The organism is Novosphingobium olei (assembly GCF_012927405.1).
Lineage (GTDB): Bacteria > Pseudomonadota > Alphaproteobacteria > Sphingomonadales > Sphingomonadaceae > Novosphingobium > Novosphingobium olei.
Map to the genome: position 1 here is coordinate 37,299 of NZ_JABBGM010000014.1, position 21,158 is coordinate 58,456.

General features: G+C 63.0%; 20 protein-coding genes. 8 read left to right on the plus strand and 12 right to left on the minus strand.

What is annotated here, in order from left to right:
- Positions 1-14 precede the first annotated feature (14 nt).
- The 5 genes from HHL27_RS19715 to HHL27_RS19735 all read right to left on the minus strand — a co-directional run bounded on the left by HHL27_RS19715 (position 15) and on the right by HHL27_RS19735 (position 3,418).
- Complete coding sequence (locus HHL27_RS19715) at positions 15-1,355, minus strand: TraB/TrbI/VirB10 family type IV secretion system protein (RefSeq protein WP_169495112.1); 1,341 nt, start codon at positions 1,353-1,355, stop codon at positions 15-17.
- Positions 1,352-2,161 carry a type-F conjugative transfer system secretin TraK gene (locus HHL27_RS19720; RefSeq protein WP_169495113.1) on the minus strand — a complete coding sequence of 270 codons (810 nt, stop codon included), beginning with the start codon at positions 2,159-2,161 and terminating at the stop codon, positions 1,352-1,354. The genes HHL27_RS19715 and HHL27_RS19720 overlap by 4 nt, the downstream gene beginning before the upstream one ends.
- The gene (locus tag HHL27_RS19725) at positions 2,158-2,736 is read right to left on the minus strand and encodes a type IV conjugative transfer system protein TraE (RefSeq protein WP_169495114.1); all 579 of its coding nucleotides are present in this window, start codon (positions 2,734-2,736) and stop codon (positions 2,158-2,160) included. The genes HHL27_RS19720 and HHL27_RS19725 overlap by 4 nt, the downstream gene beginning before the upstream one ends.
- 1 nt (position 2,737) lies before the next feature.
- The gene (gene traL, locus HHL27_RS19730; RefSeq protein ID WP_169495115.1) at positions 2,738-3,022 is read right to left on the minus strand and encodes a type IV conjugative transfer system protein TraL; all 285 of its coding nucleotides are present in this window, start codon (positions 3,020-3,022) and stop codon (positions 2,738-2,740) included.
- A 63-nt stretch (positions 3,023-3,085) separates the two neighbouring features.
- Positions 3,086-3,418 carry a TrbC/VirB2 family protein gene (locus HHL27_RS19735; protein WP_240960088.1) on the minus strand — a complete coding sequence of 111 codons (333 nt, stop codon included), beginning with the start codon at positions 3,416-3,418 and terminating at the stop codon, positions 3,086-3,088.
- 428 nt (positions 3,419-3,846) lie between these two features.
- On the opposite strand from HHL27_RS19735, the gene HHL27_RS19740 reads away from it, so the two are divergent.
- Positions 3,847-4,320, plus strand: coding sequence for a hypothetical protein (locus HHL27_RS19740; RefSeq protein ID WP_169495116.1), 474 nt, complete (start codon positions 3,847-3,849; stop codon positions 4,318-4,320).
- 13 nt (positions 4,321-4,333) lie between these two features.
- On the opposite strand, the gene HHL27_RS19745 is transcribed toward HHL27_RS19740, so the two are convergent.
- Positions 4,334-5,119 (minus strand): lytic transglycosylase domain-containing protein, encoded by a 786-nt coding sequence (locus HHL27_RS19745; protein ID WP_240960089.1) that lies wholly within the window; start codon positions 5,117-5,119, stop codon positions 4,334-4,336.
- A 445-nt stretch (positions 5,120-5,564) separates the two neighbouring features.
- Positions 5,565-5,759, minus strand: coding sequence for a hypothetical protein (locus tag HHL27_RS19750; RefSeq protein WP_240960091.1), 195 nt, complete (start codon positions 5,757-5,759; stop codon positions 5,565-5,567).
- Between the two features lie 399 nt (positions 5,760-6,158).
- On the opposite strand from HHL27_RS19750, the gene HHL27_RS19755 reads away from it, so the two are divergent.
- Both HHL27_RS19755 and HHL27_RS19760 read left to right on the plus strand, forming a co-directional pair.
- Positions 6,159-6,398: a DUF4160 domain-containing protein gene (locus tag HHL27_RS19755; RefSeq protein ID WP_169495117.1), complete on the plus strand. Its 240-nt coding sequence runs from the start codon at positions 6,159-6,161 to the stop codon at positions 6,396-6,398.
- Positions 6,391-6,807 (plus strand): DUF2442 domain-containing protein, encoded by a 417-nt coding sequence (locus HHL27_RS19760; RefSeq protein WP_169495118.1) that lies wholly within the window; start codon positions 6,391-6,393, stop codon positions 6,805-6,807. The genes HHL27_RS19755 and HHL27_RS19760 overlap by 8 nt, the downstream gene beginning before the upstream one ends.
- Before the next feature lie 140 nt (positions 6,808-6,947).
- Here the strand turns inward: HHL27_RS19760 and HHL27_RS19765 are convergent, their stop codons facing one another.
- Complete coding sequence (locus HHL27_RS19765) at positions 6,948-7,196, minus strand: nucleotidyltransferase family protein (protein WP_169495119.1); 249 nt, start codon at positions 7,194-7,196, stop codon at positions 6,948-6,950.
- 446 nt (positions 7,197-7,642) lie between these two features.
- Here HHL27_RS19765 and HHL27_RS19770 point away from each other — a divergent pair, with 446 nt between their 5' ends.
- Positions 7,643-7,798, plus strand: a complete 156-nt coding sequence (locus tag HHL27_RS19770) for a hypothetical protein (protein WP_206069734.1) — start codon at positions 7,643-7,645, stop codon at positions 7,796-7,798.
- Positions 7,799-8,045: 247 nt separating this feature from the next.
- Positions 8,046-9,005, plus strand: coding sequence for an Abi family protein (locus HHL27_RS19775; protein WP_169495120.1), 960 nt, complete (start codon positions 8,046-8,048; stop codon positions 9,003-9,005).
- Between the two features lie 149 nt (positions 9,006-9,154).
- Here HHL27_RS19775 and HHL27_RS19780 read toward each other — a convergent pair whose 3' ends face one another.
- Positions 9,155-10,285, minus strand: coding sequence for a tyrosine-type recombinase/integrase (locus tag HHL27_RS19780; RefSeq protein ID WP_169495121.1), 1,131 nt, complete (start codon positions 10,283-10,285; stop codon positions 9,155-9,157).
- Between the two features lie 117 nt (positions 10,286-10,402).
- On the opposite strand from HHL27_RS19780, the gene HHL27_RS19785 reads away from it, so the two are divergent.
- Positions 10,403-11,455: a hypothetical protein gene (locus HHL27_RS19785; RefSeq protein ID WP_169495122.1), complete on the plus strand. Its 1,053-nt coding sequence runs from the start codon at positions 10,403-10,405 to the stop codon at positions 11,453-11,455.
- A 244-nt stretch (positions 11,456-11,699) separates the two neighbouring features.
- Here HHL27_RS19785 and HHL27_RS19790 read toward each other — a convergent pair whose 3' ends face one another.
- The 3 genes from HHL27_RS19790 to HHL27_RS19800 form a co-directional block, all read right to left on the minus strand.
- Positions 11,700-12,713, minus strand: coding sequence for a ParB/RepB/Spo0J family partition protein (locus tag HHL27_RS19790; RefSeq protein WP_169495123.1), 1,014 nt, complete (start codon positions 12,711-12,713; stop codon positions 11,700-11,702).
- Positions 12,714-12,792: 79 nt separating this feature from the next.
- A complete protein-coding gene (locus HHL27_RS19795) occupies positions 12,793-13,995 on the minus strand; it encodes an AAA family ATPase (protein ID WP_169495124.1) in 1,203 nt (400 codons plus the stop codon).
- Positions 13,996-14,160: 165 nt separating this feature from the next.
- Positions 14,161-15,240 carry a RepB family plasmid replication initiator protein gene (locus tag HHL27_RS19800; protein WP_169495164.1) on the minus strand — a complete coding sequence of 360 codons (1,080 nt, stop codon included), beginning with the start codon at positions 15,238-15,240 and terminating at the stop codon, positions 14,161-14,163.
- A 643-nt stretch (positions 15,241-15,883) separates the two neighbouring features.
- On the opposite strand from HHL27_RS19800, the gene HHL27_RS19805 reads away from it, so the two are divergent.
- Together HHL27_RS19805 and HHL27_RS19810 are read left to right on the plus strand one after the other, a co-directional pair.
- Positions 15,884-16,816: a DUF7146 domain-containing protein gene (locus HHL27_RS19805; protein WP_169495125.1), complete on the plus strand. Its 933-nt coding sequence runs from the start codon at positions 15,884-15,886 to the stop codon at positions 16,814-16,816.
- Positions 16,817-16,852: 36 nt separating this feature from the next.
- The gene (locus HHL27_RS19810) at positions 16,853-21,091 is read left to right on the plus strand and encodes a strawberry notch-like NTP hydrolase domain-containing protein (protein WP_169495126.1); all 4,239 of its coding nucleotides are present in this window, start codon (positions 16,853-16,855) and stop codon (positions 21,089-21,091) included.
- Positions 21,092-21,158 lie beyond the last annotated feature (67 nt).

Below are 21,158 nucleotides of genomic sequence, written 5' to 3' on the forward strand. Positions count from 1 at the left end.
GGCGCAAGACCCCTTCAGTTTCGGATGAACACCCCGTCAAGAAAGACGATTTCCACATCGATGCCGGTCGGCATCTCGATCACGGGCTGGTACTGCTCGGCCCGCTCGATCAGATACTTGGAGACCTGGTCGGCCGAGCCCGCGACGCCCGAGCCCACCCCGCCTTGCGCGATCTCGCCGAGCGAGAGCTTCTGCCGCTCGCCATTGACGCTGACGTTCGAGCCGTTGAGCGCGGATTCGGTGTTGAACGAGAAGCCGCGGCCGAACCCGCCGGCGAGCCCTGCCAGGAACGCCTGGCCGACCAACCCGCCCTCGCGGCTCACTACGCGTCCGCGCACCCCGGTCTTGCCGCCAAAGGCTATGAAGCCCTTGACCTCGCTCACCGCGAACCGGCCGCCGGGCTGCGGACAGGTCATGCGCTGGAGGCGAACGTAGACTTTCTCGGACGAGAGATCCCCGCTCGCCGCGCCGTTGACCATGCAGCCCTCGATCTGCGTCCGCAGCAGCCGGCCTTCGGCGTAGACCGAACGCGCCGGCCCGGTGATCCGCAAGACCACCGGCAGCGGGTCACCCTGGCTGCGCACGCTGGTCGTCGCATCGACGCCGACCACCACGCGCGCCCGCGCGATCGAGTTGGGTGGCAGGTAGTTGGCGCTGTCGGTGAAACTCGTCGTCTTGCCGGGCACGATCCGCTCGGCCGTGCCAGCGCTGGCGCCGGTGAAAGCGACCAGCTTGATCTCGCGGCCGGGCGCCGCTCCAGCGTCGATCATCGCCCCGCCGCCGGCCTGACCTTGCCCCGCCGCACTTCCCACCGGCTGATAAGTGCCAGGCGATCCCGCCCCATAAAGCGCGGTCGGTCCGCTGGCGACGGGACGGGGCGTCTGCTGCGCGCTGGCGACTTGCGCGCGCAACTGCTGGTTCTCGGCCTCGTAAGCCGACAGCACGCGCGTGCCGTCCTCGGCCATCGCCGACTTCTCGCCCTGTAGCGACTGGATCTGCTGCTCGAGCTGTTCGATCCGCTGCGAGTTGCCTTCCAGACCTTTGATCTGGTTGCCGTACTGCTCCATCTGTCCTTCGGAGAGCGCCATCCATTCGCGCTCGGACATGTTACGGTTGACCATGTCGTCGGTCGAAACCTTGACCTCGCCGTCCTTGCCAGCCTTGTCGCCAGCGCCAGTCGGATCGGTCGAGGGCTGGAGGATCCACGCCATCGCCCCCACCGCGAGCGCGCCGCCCACGCCGTAGAACAGCAGCTTCTGTCGCCGCTCCGCCGCCACATTGCGATGCAGATCCTGTGCGTCGGCTTCGGATGCCTCGGACGGCGCCTCGCCGCGCCGGAAGGGATTGCGGATCATGGTCGACCTCCCGGACTTCCCGCAGCCTCGACGATATAAGCCGTGGTCACTTGTCCCGGCGCGAGCTCGGGCTTGGCGATGCTGACTGCGATCGCAGCGACGGGCGCCACCGCATCCTCGCGCAGCGTGACGGCCTTGGTCCCGCGGTTCTCGAGACGCACGACTTTGCCGACGAGCGTGACGCCGCGGTATTCGCCGAGCGCCTGGACGCGCAGCGTTCCCGCCGTGACCGGCACCAACGGCTTCCAGGCGACGTCGAAGCCGTCGACCGGCAGTTGTTCGGCCATGGCGCGCACGAGCCGCGTGGCGGCGTCCTGTTGGGAGAGGTTCGCCGGTACCGCCTCGGCAGCAGCAGCCGGATGTTCGATGTCCGCATTGGCGATGAACACCTGCCGCGCCTCGTCGCCGACGAGCGTACAGGCGAACTTGTAGACATAGCCCCGCCGGGTCGTCCCGAAGAACGAGATCGTCCGCTTCGCGAAGCCATCGGGCACCGACAGGTAGATGTCGCCGCGCACCGGTTCGTTGACGACCGTGAAGTCCTCGGCCGGAATGCCGGTGGCGATCTTGGAAACGGACGCGAACTGGTCGTCCTTCAGAGAAATGCGCGTGAGATCCCGGAGCGAAGCCTCACACTGGACGAGACCATTGTCGGCAACGAGCAGGGACTGGTCGGCCAAGGCCGGGCGCGGCACGGCCAGCAGCACGGCGCCGAGAAGACCGATGCCCGCCCAACGCTGCGCATGGCAGCGGGTGGGGACGGCCAGCACCGAGCCTGCGCCGATCGTGAGCGCGGCGCCGATCATGATGCGCTCGCTTCTGTCTCGGGCGCGGCCTTCTCGACCATGCCGAAGCCGGCGAGGCGCAGCGACAGGCCATTGTAGCGCCAGGTGAAGCGGAACACGCGATGCTCGGCGCTGACGTCCTTGGAGCCCGCCACGGTATGCAGCACGCCGCCGACTTCGCTGGTCAACGCCTCGGGATCGGTGCGCAGCCAGTCGATCGTGAAGAACTGGGTGATCTGCGAACCCTGCTGCTCGCTCACGACCTTCATCAGGTCGCGCTTCAAGGGGCCACGCGCCTCCTCGTCGGTGAGCGCGAGGATGCCGTTCATCCAGTAGTCGAGCGTTTCCGGAGAGCGGTTGAGCACGAGCTGTGCGACATCGCGGGTGACCATTTCGAGATATTCCTTCGAAACGCCGGCGCTGCTGACGACGAGCGGCGAGCGCGCGACCGGCTCGAGGATCACTTCGCGGTCGCGGGTGAAAGCCAGTGACACGCTGCCCAGCGCAAGGACAGCAAGCGTCAGCGTGGCGAGCGCGAGGGCATTGCGCTGGCGCAGCACACGCTGCGCGGAGAGATGGGCGAGTTCGCTGTCCATCTCAGCCCGCCATCACGCGCAAGTGGGACGGTGGGCAGACCCTGAGACCGAAAAACGCGCCCGGGAGATGCCAGTAGCCCGCGTGGAGAATCCACGACATCGATCTTCCGGCTCTTGCCTTGCGATAACCGAACCACGTTCCGACCGCACCTACCAGGCCAATGACAACGTGCTGCGTCAGGACGCCCCAGAAGAACGGAATGAACATGACGAGGAACTCGTCGAGCGTCCAAAATCCGATCAGCTCGGGATCGTCGAGATGCCTCGGGATCGTGAAGCGGTCCATGGTTGCCCACCGTCAGTTGACGGGCCGCAGGGGGATGGAGGGCGCGGCCCGTTGGTTGCCGTCTCAGATCGTGGCTGTGACGGTCGATGTGACGATCGGGATGCCGGTGCCGGCGCCGACGCCCACGCCGACGGGGATGGCGACCTGGCCGAGGCTGAAGCGCCCCGAGGCAAGGCCGACGATACCGCCGGCCAGGCTGAGCACGGTGATTATCTTCCCGCCCGAGCCTTGCAGGAAATTGGTGAACTTGGTCAACGCGGTGTTGAACGTGGCGTCGGTGCCGGCAAACGCCGCATCGGCGCCGAGCACGCTGGCCGCCGCGGCAATGCCGCAAGCGAGCGCCAGGCTTTGGGCAGAGTGCGGCACGCGGCCGCGCAGCTTTTTCAGAATGGTCATGGGCGAAACCCCTCGGACGTGATCGCGGTTGATCCGCATCCCCAGAAGGCCGCAGTCATGCGCCGAACGACAGGGATGACGGTCGCGCCAAGCGGCAAAATGCTGCGCAGCATGAGCGTTGGATCCCGGCTCGCTCCATGCCGGGTCGGCCCCGTAACCGGGGCGGAGCGCTGCGGCCCCCGCCCGGTTCACAAGGACGACCAGACTGGTCCGAATCCCGCACCATGGTGCGCGCGGATCGATCCAGCGTGGACCGGTCCGGGCGCGACTCGGCGGATCATCGCTCGGCGGCGACCAGCGCGTGGGGGCGACGGTGGCGCCAGCGCCAATACCCCTTTTCCGGAAATTGCCGGACGGATGCCGCGCGGGCACGTTTGGGCCGTCGTCCCGGTTCGCTCAGGGTCGACGGGGCAACAAGGGGGACGGCCATGCGCGCCAGCAACGACAGCGATTCCACGGACGCGACCGGCCGGATCGGTCTCTCCGAGGGCCTTTGCGCCGTGATTGCCGCAGAAATCAGCCGGCAGGGCCTGAGCACACGGCGCCTCGTCGAAGCCGGCGTGATCCGGAGGCGGCAGGGCTTTCTGGCGAGGCTCGAGGCCGCGCTACTGGTGTCCTCCGAAGTCGAGGCGCTCGTCCGTCACCTGCAAATCGACACCGTGCGTGTCGCAATCGCGGTCGAGGTTTTCCGCGATCCCGATTTCTATTTTGACGTGCTCTGTCTCAATCTGGCCAATGTCTGCCGGGCACTGGAAGGCGCGGTGCGCCGACACGGCGATGCGCTCGACTGTGCGTTCGAACCGATGCGCCCTGCCCTGTGTGCTTCCGTCGCCGATCGCATCTGTCAGGCGCTCGCGATCCACCATGCGCGGATCGAGGAAGCGCGGTCCGCCTCGCTCTGACCGGCATGCACGCTCACGGCGCGGTCATGCGCGGGAGCGGTACTGACGCAGGATAGACGGCGAGGAAAACCGACCTGCCCCCCGCCCTGCCCGAACTTTTGGGCATAGGCATCGCCAAAGGTCGGCCCCGCAGCAGAGTGGCCAGCACATCATCGACATAGCCGCGCGTTTCCGCAAAAGGCGGTACGCCCTTGTGGCGCCGGACATTGCCGGGACCTGCATTGTACGCCGCCAGGGCAAGATCGTAGCGGCCAAACGCATCGAGCTGTTGGCGCAGGTAGCGCGCGCCGCCCTTGAGGTTTGCATAGGTGGACCAGGGATTGCCCGTGCCGAGAGCAGATGCCGTGGCGGGCAATAACTGAGTCAGCCCGATCGCGCCCTTGGGGCTGATCGCCGCCGGGTTGTAGCGGCTTTCGCGCGCGATCAGCGCGTCGAGAAGCGCTGGCGGCACGCCTTCTGCGCAGGCCGCCAGCGCGATGACGGGATAGAGCACTGTCCGGCGTATTTGGGCTAGGGTCGACAGGCCCGGTTGCGGGGACATTAGTGTTGTTTGGCACAGATTGTGAGGGGCGATCGGTGGCGCGCCAGCCAGGCCTATTGGTTCGTTTCCGGAAGCCCGGATGCTCGGCGTTATTACGACTTGAGTGGGTTCGCGAACGTTCGGCGATCGACCCCCACGTATCACGAAATCGGGGTTCACCGCGATCGGGAAGGTCTCGAGGCTGACTTCGCGGGCATTGGCGTGGAATGCCAGCAGTCCAAGCGCCAAACCTGCGCCAACCGGGAATATTCTGAGCATGGCTTCGCACCCTTCGCAGCCAGGGTACGGGATCGGTTCATCGCACTGCCAAGCGTCGCACGTTCGTTGTTTGGCGACAAGCCCACGCCCGCTCGACCACTATAACGGCGCCCATTCTCGGGCAGTGCTCGATCGGCGCATGATACGCCACGTGTTTGGCCGATCTTCGGATCGCTTTCCAAACGGGCATTCGCCGCTAATTTTCGGGTTTTCCGAGAGCACCAGCCTCACGCTGACAGCAATTTATGGCCGATCTTGTGGCCGATCTAAAAAATCTGCCCGGCAAGACACGTTTGGATGCTGCCGACTGAGAGCAGGATGAGGCGTCTAGGGAAATCTAGCCATGTCTAGCCCGAACCGCCAAGCGGCCCCCTTGCCTGCCTGGTGTCTCGCTCCAGTTGCGAAAACAGCCGGTCGTCAGGTCCAGATACCTTGCGGGTGCGGCCTAGCTCCAATCCGCCCTATCCCGGACGCTGTGGAATTCCTCCGCATCGAAAGGCACTGCGGTCGGCGGATTCTCCGGTCCGAGGTGACGCAACGTGATCTTCTCGAAAGTGCCGTCGCTGATCAGATCGGCACCGTTCAGATCCTCGGCCGTCTCGAGCAGCACCGCAGTCAGAACGCTCTGCGTTTTTGTCATGATCAATCTCCTGCAACACACATGAAATCACCGCTTCGTCGAGCTCACTGTCTCTGATGGCCAGCAATACACCGGCATTTCCTTCATGAACGCAGTCTGCCAACCGCGCGCTGAACCTCATTTCGCAGCTAGTGCACGTATTCGGTTCGTCACACTCGCAGAAGTTGCACGAGTGTTGATTGGCGACAAGGCCACGCTGGTCCACGTTCCATCACGATGTGCATCCCCAGTGAGTGTTCCGTCGGCGCATTACTTATGCCACTCATTTGAGGTGGCGCGTTGGATGCCGCAGGTTGAAACGAGAGTTACTCCCGAAGCGACGCTAGCGCCTTTCCAAGCCTCTTACGAACGCAGAGCTGTGTACGTTGCATAACCTATCATGATGGGTTATATTGCCTGATGGTCACTGTCCACCGCGCGCATGGCTTGCGCTTTATCATCTTCGTCGATGACCATGCGCCGGCCCATGTCCACGTTTTCGGCGACGGACACGCCAAGATCAACCTGTTGGGAGCCGACGGCAGGCCGGAGATCGTGACCATTGAAGGCATGAAGCGCGGCGATGTCCGCCGCGCCATGCAGGTTGTAATGGAAGAGCAGAAGGGTCTGCTCGCGCGTTGGAGTGAGATCCATGGTTGAACCTCGCACGGCTGACCTGAGCGAAGCACAACTAGCCGCTGCCGAAGAGCGCGGGCGCATCGCTGCGCAGATTGAACCCAGGGCTGCCAGCGCGCGCTACGATCGCCGCCGAGGTCGGATGGTTGTCTCCCTGACCAATGGCTGCTCCTTCACCTTCCCACCGCATCTCGCCCAAGGACTGGAGGAGGCAAGCGACGACGAACTCGCCGCCTTCGAAGTGCTGGGCAATGGCTATGGCCTCCACTGGGAGGGGCTCGATGTAGACCTTTCGATCCCGGGTCTTCTCGCGGGTCTTTTCGGCACGAGTACCTACATGGCGCGCCGCGCTGGACAAGCGCGTTCGGTTGCCAAGGCCGCAGCAGCGCGCGCTAATGGCGCCAAAGGCGGGCGGCCACGCAAGTCCGGCTAAGCATGCTAGAGTAAGGCTGGCGAGCGCGCCATAAACCTCGCCGTTCACGACCAACTCGCCGAGGCTGCGGTCCCGCACCGACTACTCGACGCGTTGGATGAACAGCACCAAATCATCCACGGTATCGCCCAGGTCAGCTATCAGAAGACGCGCACCATCTCGCCCTCGACGCGCGCCCGAACGGGGGGACGCAACCCGATCCTCGACACCAGGTCGACCCTTGCGCCGAGTTCGTCGGACAGTTCCAGCATGGCACCCGCCTGGTCGAAGAGACTGAACGGTCGGCTCTGATCGTATTCGAACAGCAAATCGAGATCAGACGCATCCCCGGCTTCATCGCGCGCGGTCGAGCCGAACAGGTACAACGCGATGATACCGCGCTCGCGCAAGCGGTGCTCAAAAGGTCTGAGCCTCGCAAGAGCGATATTCTTTTTCATGTGACCCTTATGCAAAACGCCGCCGGGTGGCGCAATTCCTTCGTCGTGCCCCGTTCGCACCGACTACCCTTCTTACGCGAACCGCTTCGCCAGGCGCGCGATCGCGGCATTTTCTGGCCCGACCAGCGGGAACAGCGCGCCCAAGTCGAGTGTGGCGGGTAGAAATCGTTCTTCGTAATCGGCAACAGGCAATGGCATCTCCGTCTGGCGATATTCGACATGTGAGCGCGGCTCAACTGCCGTTTTTGATGATCGTCTATCGACAGCGACACCATTTGATGATCGCGAAACGGGCTTCTGCCTACATCAAAGAACGTTGATGTTTACAAACGATCATCAAAGCTTTTTGGCATAGTGGTAGCAACATGGCTTTCCCGGCGTGTCCGGAATCAAATTGCATGATCGCTAAGACCATGCCGTCGAGCTGGCTGCAGGCGTTGCGAAATGACAAGCGACGCATCTTTAGGGCCGGGCGCAAAGCGCAGGACGAAGCGGACTGGATGCTGAGCCACATCGGCGCAGAACACGCAGCAGCACTGGAGGTGGCCGGCTGACCGTTAGGAATGGTCCCGGCCCGACCAAGGCCCGGGACTGCCCACATGTAGCGTGCAAGGCTTGGGGCGGGATTTTGCGCGTCAACTCTCCCGCAAGCGGGTGGGCGGCGTTATATGGGCTTCTGAGGCTGGCAGCCATTTCAACTTGTTCTTGAAATGTTAGCTTTCGCGGCGTATATCGTTCGCAACATGGCCGTCCCCGCTGTTGCCTCTGGCATCAAGGGGCGGCCTTCTTCATATCTGGGCCATGTTGCCGCCCTACACCAAAGCTCACCGCAGTTTTGCCGACCAGCTTGCGCTTCTCATGCAACGCGGCCTGGCAGTCACTGATGCGCCCAAGGCTATCGAGCATTTGCAGCGTATAGGGTACGGTCGTCTCACTCTGTACTGGCAGCCGCTCCAGCGGCGCGTGCTTGATCCGAACAATCCTCCGAAGACCTTGCGCATCGAGCAGTTTGAAGCCGGCGCAGAGTTTCGTCATGCGGTCGATCTCTATCTGTTCGACAAGCAGTTGCGGCTCCTTTTCCTCGACGCCCTGGAAAGGATCGAGGTCGCGCTGCGCGTGGATCTCGCGCACGCGCTGGGCAAGCGCAACGCATGGGCGCACCGTGATCCGGCCCACCTCGACGCGCAGCGCGCAAACCAGCCCATGCAGGGCAGCACGCGCCACTCGAGCTGGCTAACCAAGGCCGACCAGTCCATCACCCGGTCCAAAGAGGATTGGGTGCGGGAGTTTCTGGCGACCTACAGCTCCCCGATACCAATCTGGATGGCGGTAGAGGCATGGGACTTCGGAACGCTCTCCTGGCTGCTTGAGATGGCGCACCCCAATGACCGTGCTGCGATCGCCAAGCGATACGGCTTGCTGCCCGACACGCTGGTAAGCTGGATCAGAGCGCTTGCCTTCGTCCGCAACATCTGCGCGCACCATGCCCGCCTCTGGAACGCTGGCATCGTCAATCAGCCCAAGGTTCCTAAACAATGGGAAGCGGCGCAGGTCGTCCATATTGGCGCGAACTTCGCCCAGCGAAGTCGTGTCTATGGCACCGCGGCGGCCGCAAGCCATCTCATCAAGCGGATCAACCCGGGCACCTCATGGTGCAGGCGAATGAAAGAGCACTGGCTTGCCTTCCCGGCCATGCCGTTCGCCAGCGCGGCGCAGGGCGGTTTCCTGCCAAGCTGGGAAGAGGAATCTATCTGGGACTGAAAATCTCGGGCAGCCGATCGCACGCGATCAGCCGCCGACCAGCGAACGTGCCATTTCTTTGAGCAGCAGGACAAGACCGCCCATCAGGCCGAATGCCTTGGCCGAGGTGAAGGCGCAATTGCTTCATCTCTCGCCCATGCCAACGGACCCTAACTCTCCTCCGCAAACCGTTTCGCCAATCGTGCGCTGGCGCCGCTTTTGGCGGCGAGCTTCGCGCCATAGCGCAGCACGGTGCGCGCATCACGCCAGCGATAGGCCTGCATGATCGCGGGCAGCCCCTCGCCCGCCGCGAAGTTGTCCTGCGCCACGCCGACGCGGATGGAATGCGAGGACACCGCCTTCAACCACCGCTCCAGTTCGGCTTCGCCCATCGCCCCAAGCAGGCCCTTCTCCCACGCCCGTCGGATCAGCCGCTGGATAATCGGGGTGATGCTGTTGGGATGCAGCCGATCGCCCCCAATGCGGTCGATCGACCCGTCAAAATGCGTGATGACCCGCCGCAGCAACGGCCCACGGGTAATGTCGGCCGCTTTGCGCCAGCGCGCGATGGCCGTCATCGTCGCCGGGCTGAGATAGGCCTCGGCGCCCGCCTGCTTGCGGTCGGTTTTGCTCGACGGGATGTGCAGCACGCCCGCCCCTTCCGCGTCGGGTCCCTCGACATGCGCGACCTCGATCGCCACCAACTCGGAGCGCCGCGCCGCGGTATCATAGGCAATCCGCAACAGCGCCGCATCGCGCAAGCCCAGCGCATCCGGCCGGCATACCTTGAGCAGGTGCGCGAGGCACACCCCCGAGGCGGGGCTGTCGAGATCGGCGATGTCGCCCTTGAAGCGGATCGCGCGCGCCTGCCGCTGGCGCACGCCCAGGTGGTTGCGCGCCGCCTTGCGCTCGAACTTCACCAGCGGGTCGGCGGTCGGATCGGTCCGCCCCGCCATGCGGTAGGCCCAGCCCACATGGACAACGTAGCGCTCGATCGTCGCCATCGCGCGGATTTTCTGGTCCGATGCGTCAATCCCGGCGAGCGCGCGGATCCACGCGGCCACGACGGCGGGGGTGGCCGAACCGGGCTGGACACGGCGCGCCTGGCACCACTGCCCCCACAGGCCGAGGTCGGAGCGGAAGGCGCGGCGCGTATTGGCCGACCACCCGCGCATCGCCGCGTCGAGCAAGGCCTCGTCGATGCGAACACCCGCACCGACCATGCGGCGCACGTCCGCGACCAGGTCCTCGGGCGCGGTACTCAGGCGGACAATCGCGATCGAGGCGGGCTTTTTCGGCATCGGGGCAAGGATAACTCACCCCCTCTTTGATGTATAGAGACACGATAAGCAGCCATTATCACCACTATGGCATTAAGTACGTGGACGGTAATGGTTTCTCTGGTCTACAATTGTCTCATGAGCCCCCCTCCCCTGCCCCTCTGCGCGCTCGCATGGAGCCCCGATCTGGCGGGGGCGCTGGCCGAGGCGTCCGCCGCCGTTGCGCGGCTCGATGCGCGGATTTGCGCGAGTTCCTGGGCCCCGGCGTGGCGCCTGCGGGCCAGCTGGGCGGGCTACGCCGCCGCGCTGCGGCTGCAGGCCTTCGCGGTCGACGAAATCGATAGTATTGCTCACGCATGCGGTCTCCAGCTGGCCGGACGGCCCCGCCTTGAAACGGCAGCCGATCCTTTTGCCGCCTTAGCCCCGTGGGAGGCACGCCTCGCCGAACCCCACGGTCGCCACTGGCGCGAGGACCTGCCCTTCACCTTCGATCCGCCCCAAGGTTGGGCCGAGGCCCCTGCCCTCGTCCGCGCGCTGGCGCTGCTCGACACCTGGGTCCGCAGCGACAAGACCATCGCGCCCTGGCTCGCCTTCCCGATTGTGCTCGCGCGCATGGGGCTCACCGCCCGCCCCCTGCCCTGCCTCGTGCTCGGCGATCCCGGGCAGCGGTTTGCGATTGGCCCGCGCCCCGCGCTGCTCAAACGCCTGTTGAAACAACTGCGCCGCGTCGCCGAGGATGGCCTCGTTCGGCTTGACCGGCTCGAGGATCACGCCCGGCGCACCGCCGCCGCGATCGCGCGCGAACGGCGGCCCGGCCTGCTTGCCGATCTCGGCCGGCTCACCCTGACCCAGCCTTGCCTTGCCGCGCGCACGCTCGCCCCTTTACTTGGGCTCACCATTTCGGGCGTGGGCAAGCTGCTCGAGCGGGCCACCCGTCTCGGCGTGCTGGTCGAGACCTCGGGCCGCGCCACCTGGCGTAGCTACCTTGCGCGCGACGTCGCGCTGACGCTGGGGCTGATCGCTCCGTCGCTCGGCCGCCCGACGATCCTTGCGCCCCCCTCCCTTGCTCTTACACCCGTCCTTGCCGCTTTTGACGCCGAGATGGCGGCGCTCAATGCGCGCTTGGCGCGGCTTGGCGTGAGGTCGGAAGGTCCAAATTCGGAAGATATTGATTTACTGACGGAAAATTGACGTCGCCGGAAACGCCCCTCAGAGCGCCGAAAGACACCCTCGATAGGGGTGAGGTGCGGAGAGGCAGCCAGTGCGCTCAGGGGGCTTCTGAGGGCAAAATTCCATGCAGACCGATCTTTGGCCCGCGAAGAACCCCTTCAAAGGCCGATCGCTCGGCTCCATCAAGCCATTGCGGCTCCCATCATCACATCAGGCCAACGAACGCCCAATCGGTTTACCGTGGCATCACGTGCTCATTGCGGCCTTAACCCCAATGTTCATCAAGTACTGCCTTCAGCGCGTTCTCAACGTCCGCGCGCGAGGCTCCTCCCCTGTTCAACAGAGTGATCCGGACTCCCTTGCGGTCGGCACCCTCTATGCGAAGCACCGGCCTCCCTCCTTCATTGGCGACCGTCAGTGGCTTTCCTGACTTCTTGGGGGATCCTGACTTCTTGGGGGCATCTGCTGCGAGTGTGAGGGCTTTTATCACGTCAAGCACTGGAATTGCCGAGCCATTCAATTCCTGCTCGGCGTGCAGGCGCTTCGCTTCTTGGAACGCTCTCGCTTTTCGCTCTTCGGGCTTCAGCAATGCCTTCAGCGCAATGCCATTGCGGATGCCCAAATCCTGGGGCTCCCGAAATGCGATCATCAGTTCAGATGGGATCCGAGCCAAATCAAGGTATCTGGTTAGCCAGCTCTCGGATACCTTTAGCCGCTCAGCCATCGTCTTTTGACGACCTTCATAGTACAGATCGAGCGCACGCAGATAATCCCTCGCTCGCTCCAAATCCGTCAGGTCGTCCCTGGCGCGGTTCTCTATGTCAGCGAGTCGGAAGGCCTCCTCGTCCCCGATTTCGCGGACATCGACCAGAAACTTGAAGTCAGGGTAGTTATGCGCCCGCAACCAGCTAATCGTCCAATGCCGGCGCGCACCACATATAACTTCGAAATCGAACTGGGGGTCACCAGAGACCCGCCGGACAATTGCAGGAATTTCCTGGCGCCCCTGCGCCTTGATGCTGTCAATCAAATCGGCACAGCGTTCTTCGTTCAGTAGCGCGTAATCGCGATTATGGCCCGCCCACATCTTGCAACGGGCAGGATCGACCAACTCGTGCGTCCGGGTGACGATGGCTCCTGCAGCAAGGTCTGCCAGTCGGTTAGAACGCCCCGTCAAGACATTCGAAGCAATGCTGGAGCGGCGAAGCGGAACCGCTTCATTGGAAAGGTCAATGCCGGCGACCAAATCGGCCGCAAACTCGCTGTTCTTTCTGCTCATGCGAGCCTCCCCATTGCAGAATTGCACGCGTGCAATTTCGTGATGTGTCCGCGAACTTCACGCGTGCAGTTCTGCCTTTTCATGCCAAAGCTGCCTTGCGCAGTCGCGCCTGATGGCTGGGCCACATTGATCGAATGTCGACCTCAATCTCCGAATTCACCCCGTCAAGATAACCAAGGCAACGGTTGCGGACAGCCGAGCTAGTGGCTGGACCATCAAGTTCATACACGGTCATCAGACGAGCGGTTGCATTGTCGATTTCTGCTGAATCCTTGAGCGGTGTCCAAACCATTGCGTGCCCGAAAAGCGTCCGCATCAATTGCAGAAGCTCCTTCTGCATGGACTTGTTCTCATCGACCTTCGACCCCACGAAACGCAAAAACTCGAGTTCTGGAGCGAGGCCTCGCTCAGCAAGCTGTTCGATTGTCTCATCCAGCATCGATAGAAATGCGGCTGTCGAAGAAAAGTCCATAACGGTGGGCGGCACAGGAACAACCAGCGCGTTTGCTGCCCGCAGAACTGAAAGCGAAATTGCTCCAAGGGCAGGTGGAGGGTCCATCACAATCACATCGAAGCGATCTGCAATGCTCTCGATCCCCTCCTTGAGACGATCAAGGAGCGTATCGTTCCCCCGAGCCATCCGCGCGGCTAGCTCGTATTCCGAGTTGAAGAGCCTCAAGTTTGCAGGAATCAGCTCAAGACCGTCAAAGTGCGTCTTGCGTAAAGCGTAGTCCAGGGAAGATCGCTCCCCTTCCCGCAAAAACGGGTAGAGCGTGTCATCTTCGTCAAGATCGAGGTCGGGGACATAGCCAAAGAGCGTCGTGGCAGACGCTTGGCTATCGCAATCAACGAGCGCCACACGATATCCTCTTATCGCAAGGTACTGCGCCAAATGAACAGCGATGGTGGATTTACCCACTCCGCCTTTGAAATTCTGAACAGCTACGACGCAGCACGGGTCCTCAGGCGCACGATACGGCCTGGTTCCGAAAACACCCCTCATGTCGTTCAGCTGCGCCAGTGTGTAACGCTCACGCCGATTGTTATCGGTTCGCGCCGGTTCCGGTAACCGTCCGTCCTTCTCGGCGTCACGAATTGCTGCCGGTGTCCGTCCTACCAGCTCCGCAGCTTTGCCGATCGTGAAAGTGGGCTCGCGGCGCTCATTTGCACGTGCATTTCGGGCGGAATCCCGCAACCTCTCCAGAACTGAAGACGCACGATTTGCGAGTGCCGCCACGGATATCGCCCGAGCAGCTTCCTCAATCTCAAGTCCGTTTGACACAGGCCCACCTTTCGCAATTCAGCGGGAGGTACACCAACTTGCGCTTTTGGAAAAATAAAATCGCAATTTTCGAAAGTGAGAGCTCAATTTTGGTTCTTCGGGCGCCATTACGCGCCCTATCCTGACTCGGTGGGGGACTTAAATTGCACGCGTGCAATTTTCACGTCATGGACGCCCCCGTCGGTTGAACCAGCCTTCGCAGAAACCCTTCCAGGCTGCGGTGAGCTTTGCGCCCCGAAGCTTACCGAGACGAGCTCCCAAGTGCTCCCGAAAGCCGTTTGCGATCATGTCGACATCCCAACCGCCCCCGTATTGGCGCCCAATGGCCAAAAGGTCGTCGTGCCCATATCGAAGGGACCCGCTTGGGAAAGTCCCTTCCGACAACCGCGCGTCAGCCAGCCTGTTGCTCGGCGGTGTAGAGATGACAGAATCTGCAACGACAGTCTCGACAGTTCCGGCACGTCGTTCCTTCCGCCCTGCCGAATGACGATCCAATTCGTCTACCGTATCAAGGACCTCTGGCGCGCCCTTTGGCTCGAACCGAAATTCGATTTCAGTCACTGCTCGGCCTTGGCGCGTCTCCTTCCATTCCACACGGAAGTGGGCGAGCTGATCAATTTCAGCCTTAGCCTTCTCTAGCACCTTGCGACGCAGCTGCGCAAAATCCGTGTAGACCTCGGGTGGGATGCCGAGCGCTGCACGTAAGGCTGCCATATCACCCCGCCATGTCGCTTGCCGGCGATGGAGCCGCAACGCTCCGAGCTCGTAGAGCTTAAGCGCGTAATTCGAACGAAAGCCAAGAACGGCTTGTCGGTTGAGAACTGCATAAGTCTCAGATGCCTGTATCAATCGCCGTGCGTCAGGTGTGAACTCCCATTCAATCCACCCAGCTTCTCCACCGTCTTCTTCTGTTTCTTCCCGCGAGCGGGAGATCAACGAAAAGAGCGTCGTAGCCTTTTTACCGCGCCAAGACCGATCATCGATGGCAAACAGAGTTCTGTGAAGCTCTTGGAGCATGTCGGTGATCCGCTCGTTGCCCTTATGACCCCGTCGGATATCCGCCTTTCGCATCCTATGTGGTCGGTCTTCCCAAGCATCCCCACCAGCAGTGAGGATCATCAGCGCTAAGAGTCGCGATGCGGTCAGACTGAGCGATTCACCTTTGACGAACTTTACCTCGATGATGCTTCCGGGCTTAGCGAATTCCTCACCACCCTTGGCCTTTAAAGCGGCAGCCACCCGCATAGCGCGACCCGGCTTTTCTTCCGCCGCTGCCACCTCGCCAGACGGCCCTATTGGGTCAGGCTCATTTTCCATGCCAAACTGCGATTCTGTGAGAGTATCGTGCGTGATGGTGCTGCCTGACCTGACCCCTTTCGTCAAGTCAGGTCAGGATAGAGGGTGCGTTATGGTCACTTCCCCCAAGAGGTCAGGATCAAACGCCTTGCGATTTGCAAACTAGGGAAGGAAATCCGCCGAGTCGCAATGACCCTACCTGGAAATGGGCGGAGGCAACGCTTTTTCGCTATAGAGGATTCATCTGACAGTTGGGGGCCATCGCCAACATCGCTGCGGCAACGCCCCCCCCCCACAAGGTCAGGGTTTCCCCGATGGGTCAGGTTATGCCCCCCGAACGGTCAGGGTCGAGCCCCCGTTTAGTCAGGGAAAATCCCCCACTTGGTCAGGATAGACATCACAGGTCATTGGATTTGCGTGACTTTCGTAGAGCAGAATCTGAATCCTTAGAATCTGAGAATCCTCCGCTGCAAGCAGCGGCGCTGTTTGCATAGATTTTTAAAGAGAGAAGGAGACAGGGCGAGGGGCCCTGTAAAAGTACAGACCTGCAGCACCGTCACAGCATCGGGGGATACTGAGCAAGCGAGGAAGCATGCCAAAACCTTCAAATTTCCATCTCACGCAGATCGGTCAAGCAATCGTCCGTCGCTTCCAAGGGAAGTGGCACGGCACTCAAGGCATGTGCCGATGTCCAGCCCACGATGATCGGACGCCATCGCTCAGCGTCACACTTGGCACGCGAGCACTACTGTTCCATTGCTTTGCAGGTTGCACCAATCAGGCAATCCTACGCGCGCTCTCGGATCAGGGTATCCGCATTACACAACTGTTCGACGGCCCGTCCCGAGTGCATGGACCACCTGTCGAGCCAACAATTACGCCGAGCCGCAATGCCGTTCGCTTATGGCAGGAAGCCTATCCACTGTCAGGATCGACTGCGGACCAGTATCTCCAACTTCGTGGCATTGCCACGCCCACTCCGGAGATCCGCTTTCACCCCCGTACCCCGCTGGGCCCCAAGGGCTCGGTCCAGTTCCTGCCGGCGATGCTTGTCGCGGTGCGGAGCGACGCCGGGATTATCGCTGTCCACCGCACCTTCATCGACCCGGCAACTGCGACAGTTGCATCAGTTGACGGACCAAAACGGGCGTTGGGCAGACTTGGTACAGGTGCCGTGCGATTGGGCTGGTCCTTCGATGGCAAGCTGGGACTGGCGGAAGGCATCGAGACGGCTCTGTCCGCCACTCAGATATTCGGCATTCCGTGCTGGGCCACGCTCGGCAACGAACGTTTCGGCAAGGTTGCGATCCCCGACAGCGTCACCGAACTTCACCTGTTCACCGATGCCGATAAGGGCGGACGGCTTGCGGAAACTCGGGCACGCGCTGCGCATGGCAGGAGCAGAAGGACGATATTCACCCATTGCCCGCCGATTGGCGGCCAGGACTGGAACGATGTCCTGATGGCGGCAGCAACCGATGATGCGTCCAAGCCTTCGGGAGGGGAGGGGGGAAGGGGAGGCTGAGGCCTCGCAGGTTCAGGGGCCTCGTCAGGAGGTCCCATGTCCGGTTCCAGTCTTGCGCTTGCTTTCGATGTTCGTGCCGAACCGCTGGTGCTGGTTGCCGCCCGCGCGGTTGCCGCACGTCTCACCGCGATCCAGCGGGTTGATAGCGGTGTCCTCAATGCGATCATGGCGACGGCGTTTGGCGGCAGCGATGCCGAAGGGCGCTGGTCGGTGCGCGATGCCCATGTCGCGCTCGAACTGGGGCAGGTGCTGTGGCTGCGGGACAATCCCCGCCTTGATGTCGCGTCGCTCCCGATGGTCGTCGAAGGCCAGCTTGAGATCGCCGCGGGCCTGGTGCCGAACCAGACGGTGCGCAGTGAGGAGCAGATCGAGCTCCAGCAGTTTGCAACACCGCCACGCCTCGCCTGGCTTGCCACGAGGGCTGCGGGGCTGAAGCAGACGGACTGCGTGCTCGAACCTTCGGCGGGCACGGGCATGTTGGCGGTCTGGGCCGCAAAGGCGGGTGCGCGCCTTGTGCTCAACGAAATCTCGCCGCTTCGGCGCGAGTGCCTTGGGAGCGCCTTCCTTGATGCCACGATCAGCGGGCACGATGGCGAACTGATCGATGATCTCCTCGATCCCGCGCTGCTGCCGTCGGTCGTGCTGATGAATCCGCCCTATTCACACGGGATCGAGCGCGGGCACGATGGCCAGACCGCAGCGCGCCATGTTCGCTCTGCATGGAAGCGACTGGCCTCCGGCGGGCGTCTGGTCGCGATCCTTCCTGAATGGTTCGACCTTCACCGTTCCATGCCGAGCCTGGGAATGGACGCGACATTGCGGGCCGACCTTGGGGTTGATCGCGCCTTTGTCCGGCATGGCACCTCGATTTCAACGCGCCTTGTCGTGATCGACAAGGTCGCGGGGAAGGGCAGGCCCGTCATCGCCAGGACCGGCGATCTTGCCCGTCTCGCCGAACTGGTCGAGGCGATTGCGCCGCGCGAGAGCGCGGGGCCGGACCCGACGATGCCGACGCGAACGCCGCTGCAATTGCCGATCTTGCCCAAAGCCGGTCGGACGGCGATTGCCCCACCACCGGCCCGCACCGCCGGGAAGGCGGGGGCAGCGCCCTGCGCATTCGAAGCCTTGAATGAACCCGCCCCGATCGCGGAGCAGGTTGGTCATTATCTACCCTACAGGCCGAGCCGTATCCGGATCGACGGCGCGGTCGAGCATCCGACGCCTCTGGTGGAATCGGTGGCGATGGGCTCGATCACCGCCCCGATTCCGACCGAGGTTCCGCAGCTGCCGGCAGGGCTGATCGAAAATGGAGGGCTTTCCGAAGCACAGGCCGAAACCCTGATCTATGCTGCCAGCGCCCATACGCGCGATCTGCCGGGCAAGTTTCGCCCCGAGGACAAGGGCTGCGCACTCGTATCCGATGCCGAGGGTTCGGCCTACCGCATGGGCTACTTTCTGGGCGATGGCACCGGTGCGGGGAAGGGGAGGCAGGTTGCCAGCGTCATCCTCGACCGCTGGCTGCGGGGCGAGCGCAGGCACATCTGGGTGTCGAAGAACGAGGCACTGCTCGAGGATGCGCGGCGAGACTGGACCGCATTGGGGGGCCTTCCCATCGACATCCAGCCTCTGGGCACCTGGAAACTGGGCGCCCCGGTGGCGATGGGCGATGGCATTCTCTTCGTCACCTATCCGACGCTGCGATCAGGCCGGAACGATGCGACGCGACTTGATCAGATTCTCGCGTGGGCGGGTGAACATTTCTCCGGCGTGCTGGTCTTCGATGAAGCGCACGCCATGGCCAACGCGGCGGGTGGCGAAGGCTCGCGAGGCAAGGTCAAGGGATCGGAACAGGGCGTGGCCGGGGTTCGCCTGCAAAATCTCCTGCCGCGTGCCCGTGTGCTCTATGCCTCGGCTACCGGCGCTTCGGACGTCAACAACCTCGCCTACGCGACAAGGCTCGGTCTGTGGGGACCAGAAACCGCGTTCGCCAACCGCGAGGCATTCGTCGCCGACATCCGCGAGGGCGGAATCGCGGCCATGGAACTTGTCGCGCGCGACCTGAAGGCACTGGGTCTCTACACCGCGCGCGCCCTTTCCTTCGCAGGCGTCGAGTATGAGATCCTCGAACATGCGCTGACGCCCGATCAGGTCGCTATCTACGACGTCTACGCTGATGCCTGGGCGGTGATCCATGCGAACCTGCGCGAAGCCCTCGAAGCGACACGCATCGTCGACAGCGACGGTGGGGGTACGCTGAACAGCGGGGCCAAGTCCGCCGCGCTCTCGATCTTTGAGGGGACCAAGCAGCGGTTCTTCGCGCAATTGCTCCTCTCCCTGAAGCTGCCCAGTCTGCTTCCCGCGATCGAGGCGGCGCTCGGTGCAGACCATGCCGTCGTCGTCCAGCTCGTCTCGACCTCCGAGGCCATGCTCGATCGGCGGCTCGCCGACCTGTCCGATGCCGAGCGCGAGGCGCTCGAGATCGACCTGTCACCGCGCGAAGCGGTTGTGCTGTATCTTGAGAAGAGCTTCCCGGTCCGACTGATGGCGGTGTTCACCGACGAGAACGGCAATCCTCGATCCGAGCCGATGATCGATGAACAGGGCAACCCCGTGTTGTGCCGGGCAGCGGTCGCGGCGCGCGATCGGATGATCGAGCAACTTTGTGCCCTTCCGCCGATCGCGCCGGCGCTCGATGCCCTCATCGAGCGGTTCGGCGTTGATGCTGTCGCCGAAGTGACCGGGCGCAGCAGGCGACTGATTGTCGGCGCAGACGGGCGGCAAAAGCTCCAGTCGCGCAGTCCGCGCGCCAACCTTGTCGAGACGAAGGCTTTCATGGAAGGCGACAAGCGTATCCTGGTCTTTTCCGATGCCGGGGGCACGGGCCGCAGTTATCACGCCGATCTTGCCGCGAAGAACCAGGCGCGGCGCGTGCACATCCTGCTCGAACCGGGCTGGCGTGCCGACGCAGCGATCCAGGGGTTGGGGCGAACCAATCGCACCAATCAGGCATCGGCCCCCTTGTTCCGCCCGGTCACGACCGATGTCCGCGGCGAGCGACGTTTCATCTCGACCATCGCCCGGCGTCTCGACAGTCTTGGCGCACTGACGCGCGGCCAGCGTCAGACCGGCGGTCAGAACCTGTTCGATCCGGCAGACAACCTCGAAAGCTCCTACGCAAAGGAGGCGCTGCATCGCTGGTTCGGCCTGCTGTTCCAGGGCAAGCTGGACGCCGTGTCACTGGGTCGGTTCCAGGAACTGACCGGTCTTGCCATCGAGAACCCGGATGGATCGCTCGCCGATGACCTTGCCCCGATCCAGCGCTGGCTCAACCGCATCCTGGCGCTGCCGATCGCCTTGCAGAACGCGATCTTTGACGAATTCCTGGGGCTGGTCGAAGCGCGGGTCGATGCCGCAAGGGCAGCTGGAACGCTGGACCTCGGTGTCGAGACGATCGCGGTCGAACGCTACGATATCATCTCGGACACACTCTTGCGCACCGATACGATTTCCGGGGCGACCACCCATCTCCTCGAGCTCGAAATCGCGCGCGCCCTCAAACCGCTGCCGTTCGCACGTCTGGAGGGGCTTCATGCACTCGCTGATCCGCAGCACCGCCCGGTGCGCAATGCGCGGTGGGGCCGTATCGCACTTGTCGTGCCAGTACGTAGCCTGCTGACCGACGAAGGTGCGCGCATCGCCCGGTTCGAACTGATCCGGCCGCTCAAACGCACCTGGATGATCGCTGACGATCTTGCCGAGAGCAACTGGGAACCGGTCGATCATGAGACCTTACGCGAATGCTGGCAGGGCGAAGTCGACGAGGCTGCGGCATCACTCAGGGTGGAGCGGCTGCATCTCGCGACGGGCTTGCTGCTTCCGGTCTGGGGCAAGTTGCCCTCCGATCATGTCCGCGTTTCGCGCATTGCGGCGCGTGACGGACGCTCGCTGCTCGGCCGTGAGGTTCCGGCAGCGCATGTGACCGCGCTGTGCCGTGCGCTTGGGCTGGGCGAGGGGGCAACCTTGGCACCGCACGTGATTGTCGAAGCCGTGCTTGCCACGGGCCGCGCGATGGAGGTCGCGAGCGTCGATCCGCTCACGCTCAAGCGCAGCCTCGTCAATGGTGCCCAGCGGCTTGAACTCACGGGATGGTCGGTTGCCCGGCTCGACTGGTACAAGGCGCAAGGCTGCTTTACCGAGATCATCCGCTTCCAGACCCGCCTTTTTGTACCGCTTGAAACCGCTTTGGACGTGGTTTCGGCGATCGGGCGCGGTTGAGCGGCTTGTCACGGTCATCTTTCTGACATAGATTTCAAGTGCGTAGCCGGACACCGGCGCGCCGAGG

What these genes read in the sequence shown, in the direction of transcription:
- HHL27_RS19755 (WP_169495117.1), top strand. Translation starts at nt 6,159, where the DNA reads ATGGTCACTGTCCACCGCGCGCATGGCTTGCGCTTTATCATCTTCGTC.
- HHL27_RS19785 (WP_169495122.1), top strand. Translation starts at nt 10,403, where the DNA reads ATGAGCCCCCCTCCCCTGCCCCTCTGCGCGCTCGCATGGAGCCCCGAT.
- HHL27_RS19720 (WP_169495113.1), bottom strand. Translation starts at nt 2,161, where the DNA reads ATGATCGGCGCCGCGCTCACGATCGGCGCAGGCTCGGTGCTGGCCGTC.
- HHL27_RS19800 (WP_169495164.1), bottom strand. Translation starts at nt 15,240, where the DNA reads ATGCGGGTGGCTGCCGCTTTAAAGGCCAAGGGTGGTGAGGAATTCGCT.
- HHL27_RS19780 (WP_169495121.1), bottom strand. Translation starts at nt 10,285, where the DNA reads ATGCCGAAAAAGCCCGCCTCGATCGCGATTGTCCGCCTGAGTACCGCG.
- HHL27_RS19805 (WP_169495125.1), top strand. Translation starts at nt 15,884, where the DNA reads ATGCCAAAACCTTCAAATTTCCATCTCACGCAGATCGGTCAAGCAATC.
- HHL27_RS19715 (WP_169495112.1), bottom strand. Translation starts at nt 1,355, where the DNA reads ATGATCCGCAATCCCTTCCGGCGCGGCGAGGCGCCGTCCGAGGCATCC.
- HHL27_RS19775 (WP_169495120.1), top strand. Translation starts at nt 8,046, where the DNA reads ATGTTGCCGCCCTACACCAAAGCTCACCGCAGTTTTGCCGACCAGCTT.
- HHL27_RS19740 (WP_169495116.1), top strand. Translation starts at nt 3,847, where the DNA reads ATGCGCGCCAGCAACGACAGCGATTCCACGGACGCGACCGGCCGGATC.
- HHL27_RS19790 (WP_169495123.1), bottom strand. Translation starts at nt 12,713, where the DNA reads ATGAGCAGAAAGAACAGCGAGTTTGCGGCCGATTTGGTCGCCGGCATT.
- HHL27_RS19725 (WP_169495114.1), bottom strand. Translation starts at nt 2,736, where the DNA reads ATGGACAGCGAACTCGCCCATCTCTCCGCGCAGCGTGTGCTGCGCCAG.
- HHL27_RS19810 (WP_169495126.1), top strand. Translation starts at nt 16,853, where the DNA reads ATGTCCGGTTCCAGTCTTGCGCTTGCTTTCGATGTTCGTGCCGAACCG.
- HHL27_RS19770 (WP_206069734.1), top strand. Translation starts at nt 7,643, where the DNA reads ATGATCGCTAAGACCATGCCGTCGAGCTGGCTGCAGGCGTTGCGAAAT.
- HHL27_RS19760 (WP_169495118.1), top strand. Translation starts at nt 6,391, where the DNA reads ATGGTTGAACCTCGCACGGCTGACCTGAGCGAAGCACAACTAGCCGCT.
- HHL27_RS19750 (WP_240960091.1), bottom strand. Translation starts at nt 5,759, where the DNA reads ATGACAAAAACGCAGAGCGTTCTGACTGCGGTGCTGCTCGAGACGGCC.
- traL (WP_169495115.1), bottom strand. Translation starts at nt 3,022, where the DNA reads ATGGACCGCTTCACGATCCCGAGGCATCTCGACGATCCCGAGCTGATC.
- HHL27_RS19735 (WP_240960088.1), bottom strand. Translation starts at nt 3,418, where the DNA reads ATGACCATTCTGAAAAAGCTGCGCGGCCGCGTGCCGCACTCTGCCCAA.
- HHL27_RS19745 (WP_240960089.1), bottom strand. Translation starts at nt 5,119, where the DNA reads ATGCTCAGAATATTCCCGGTTGGCGCAGGTTTGGCGCTTGGACTGCTG.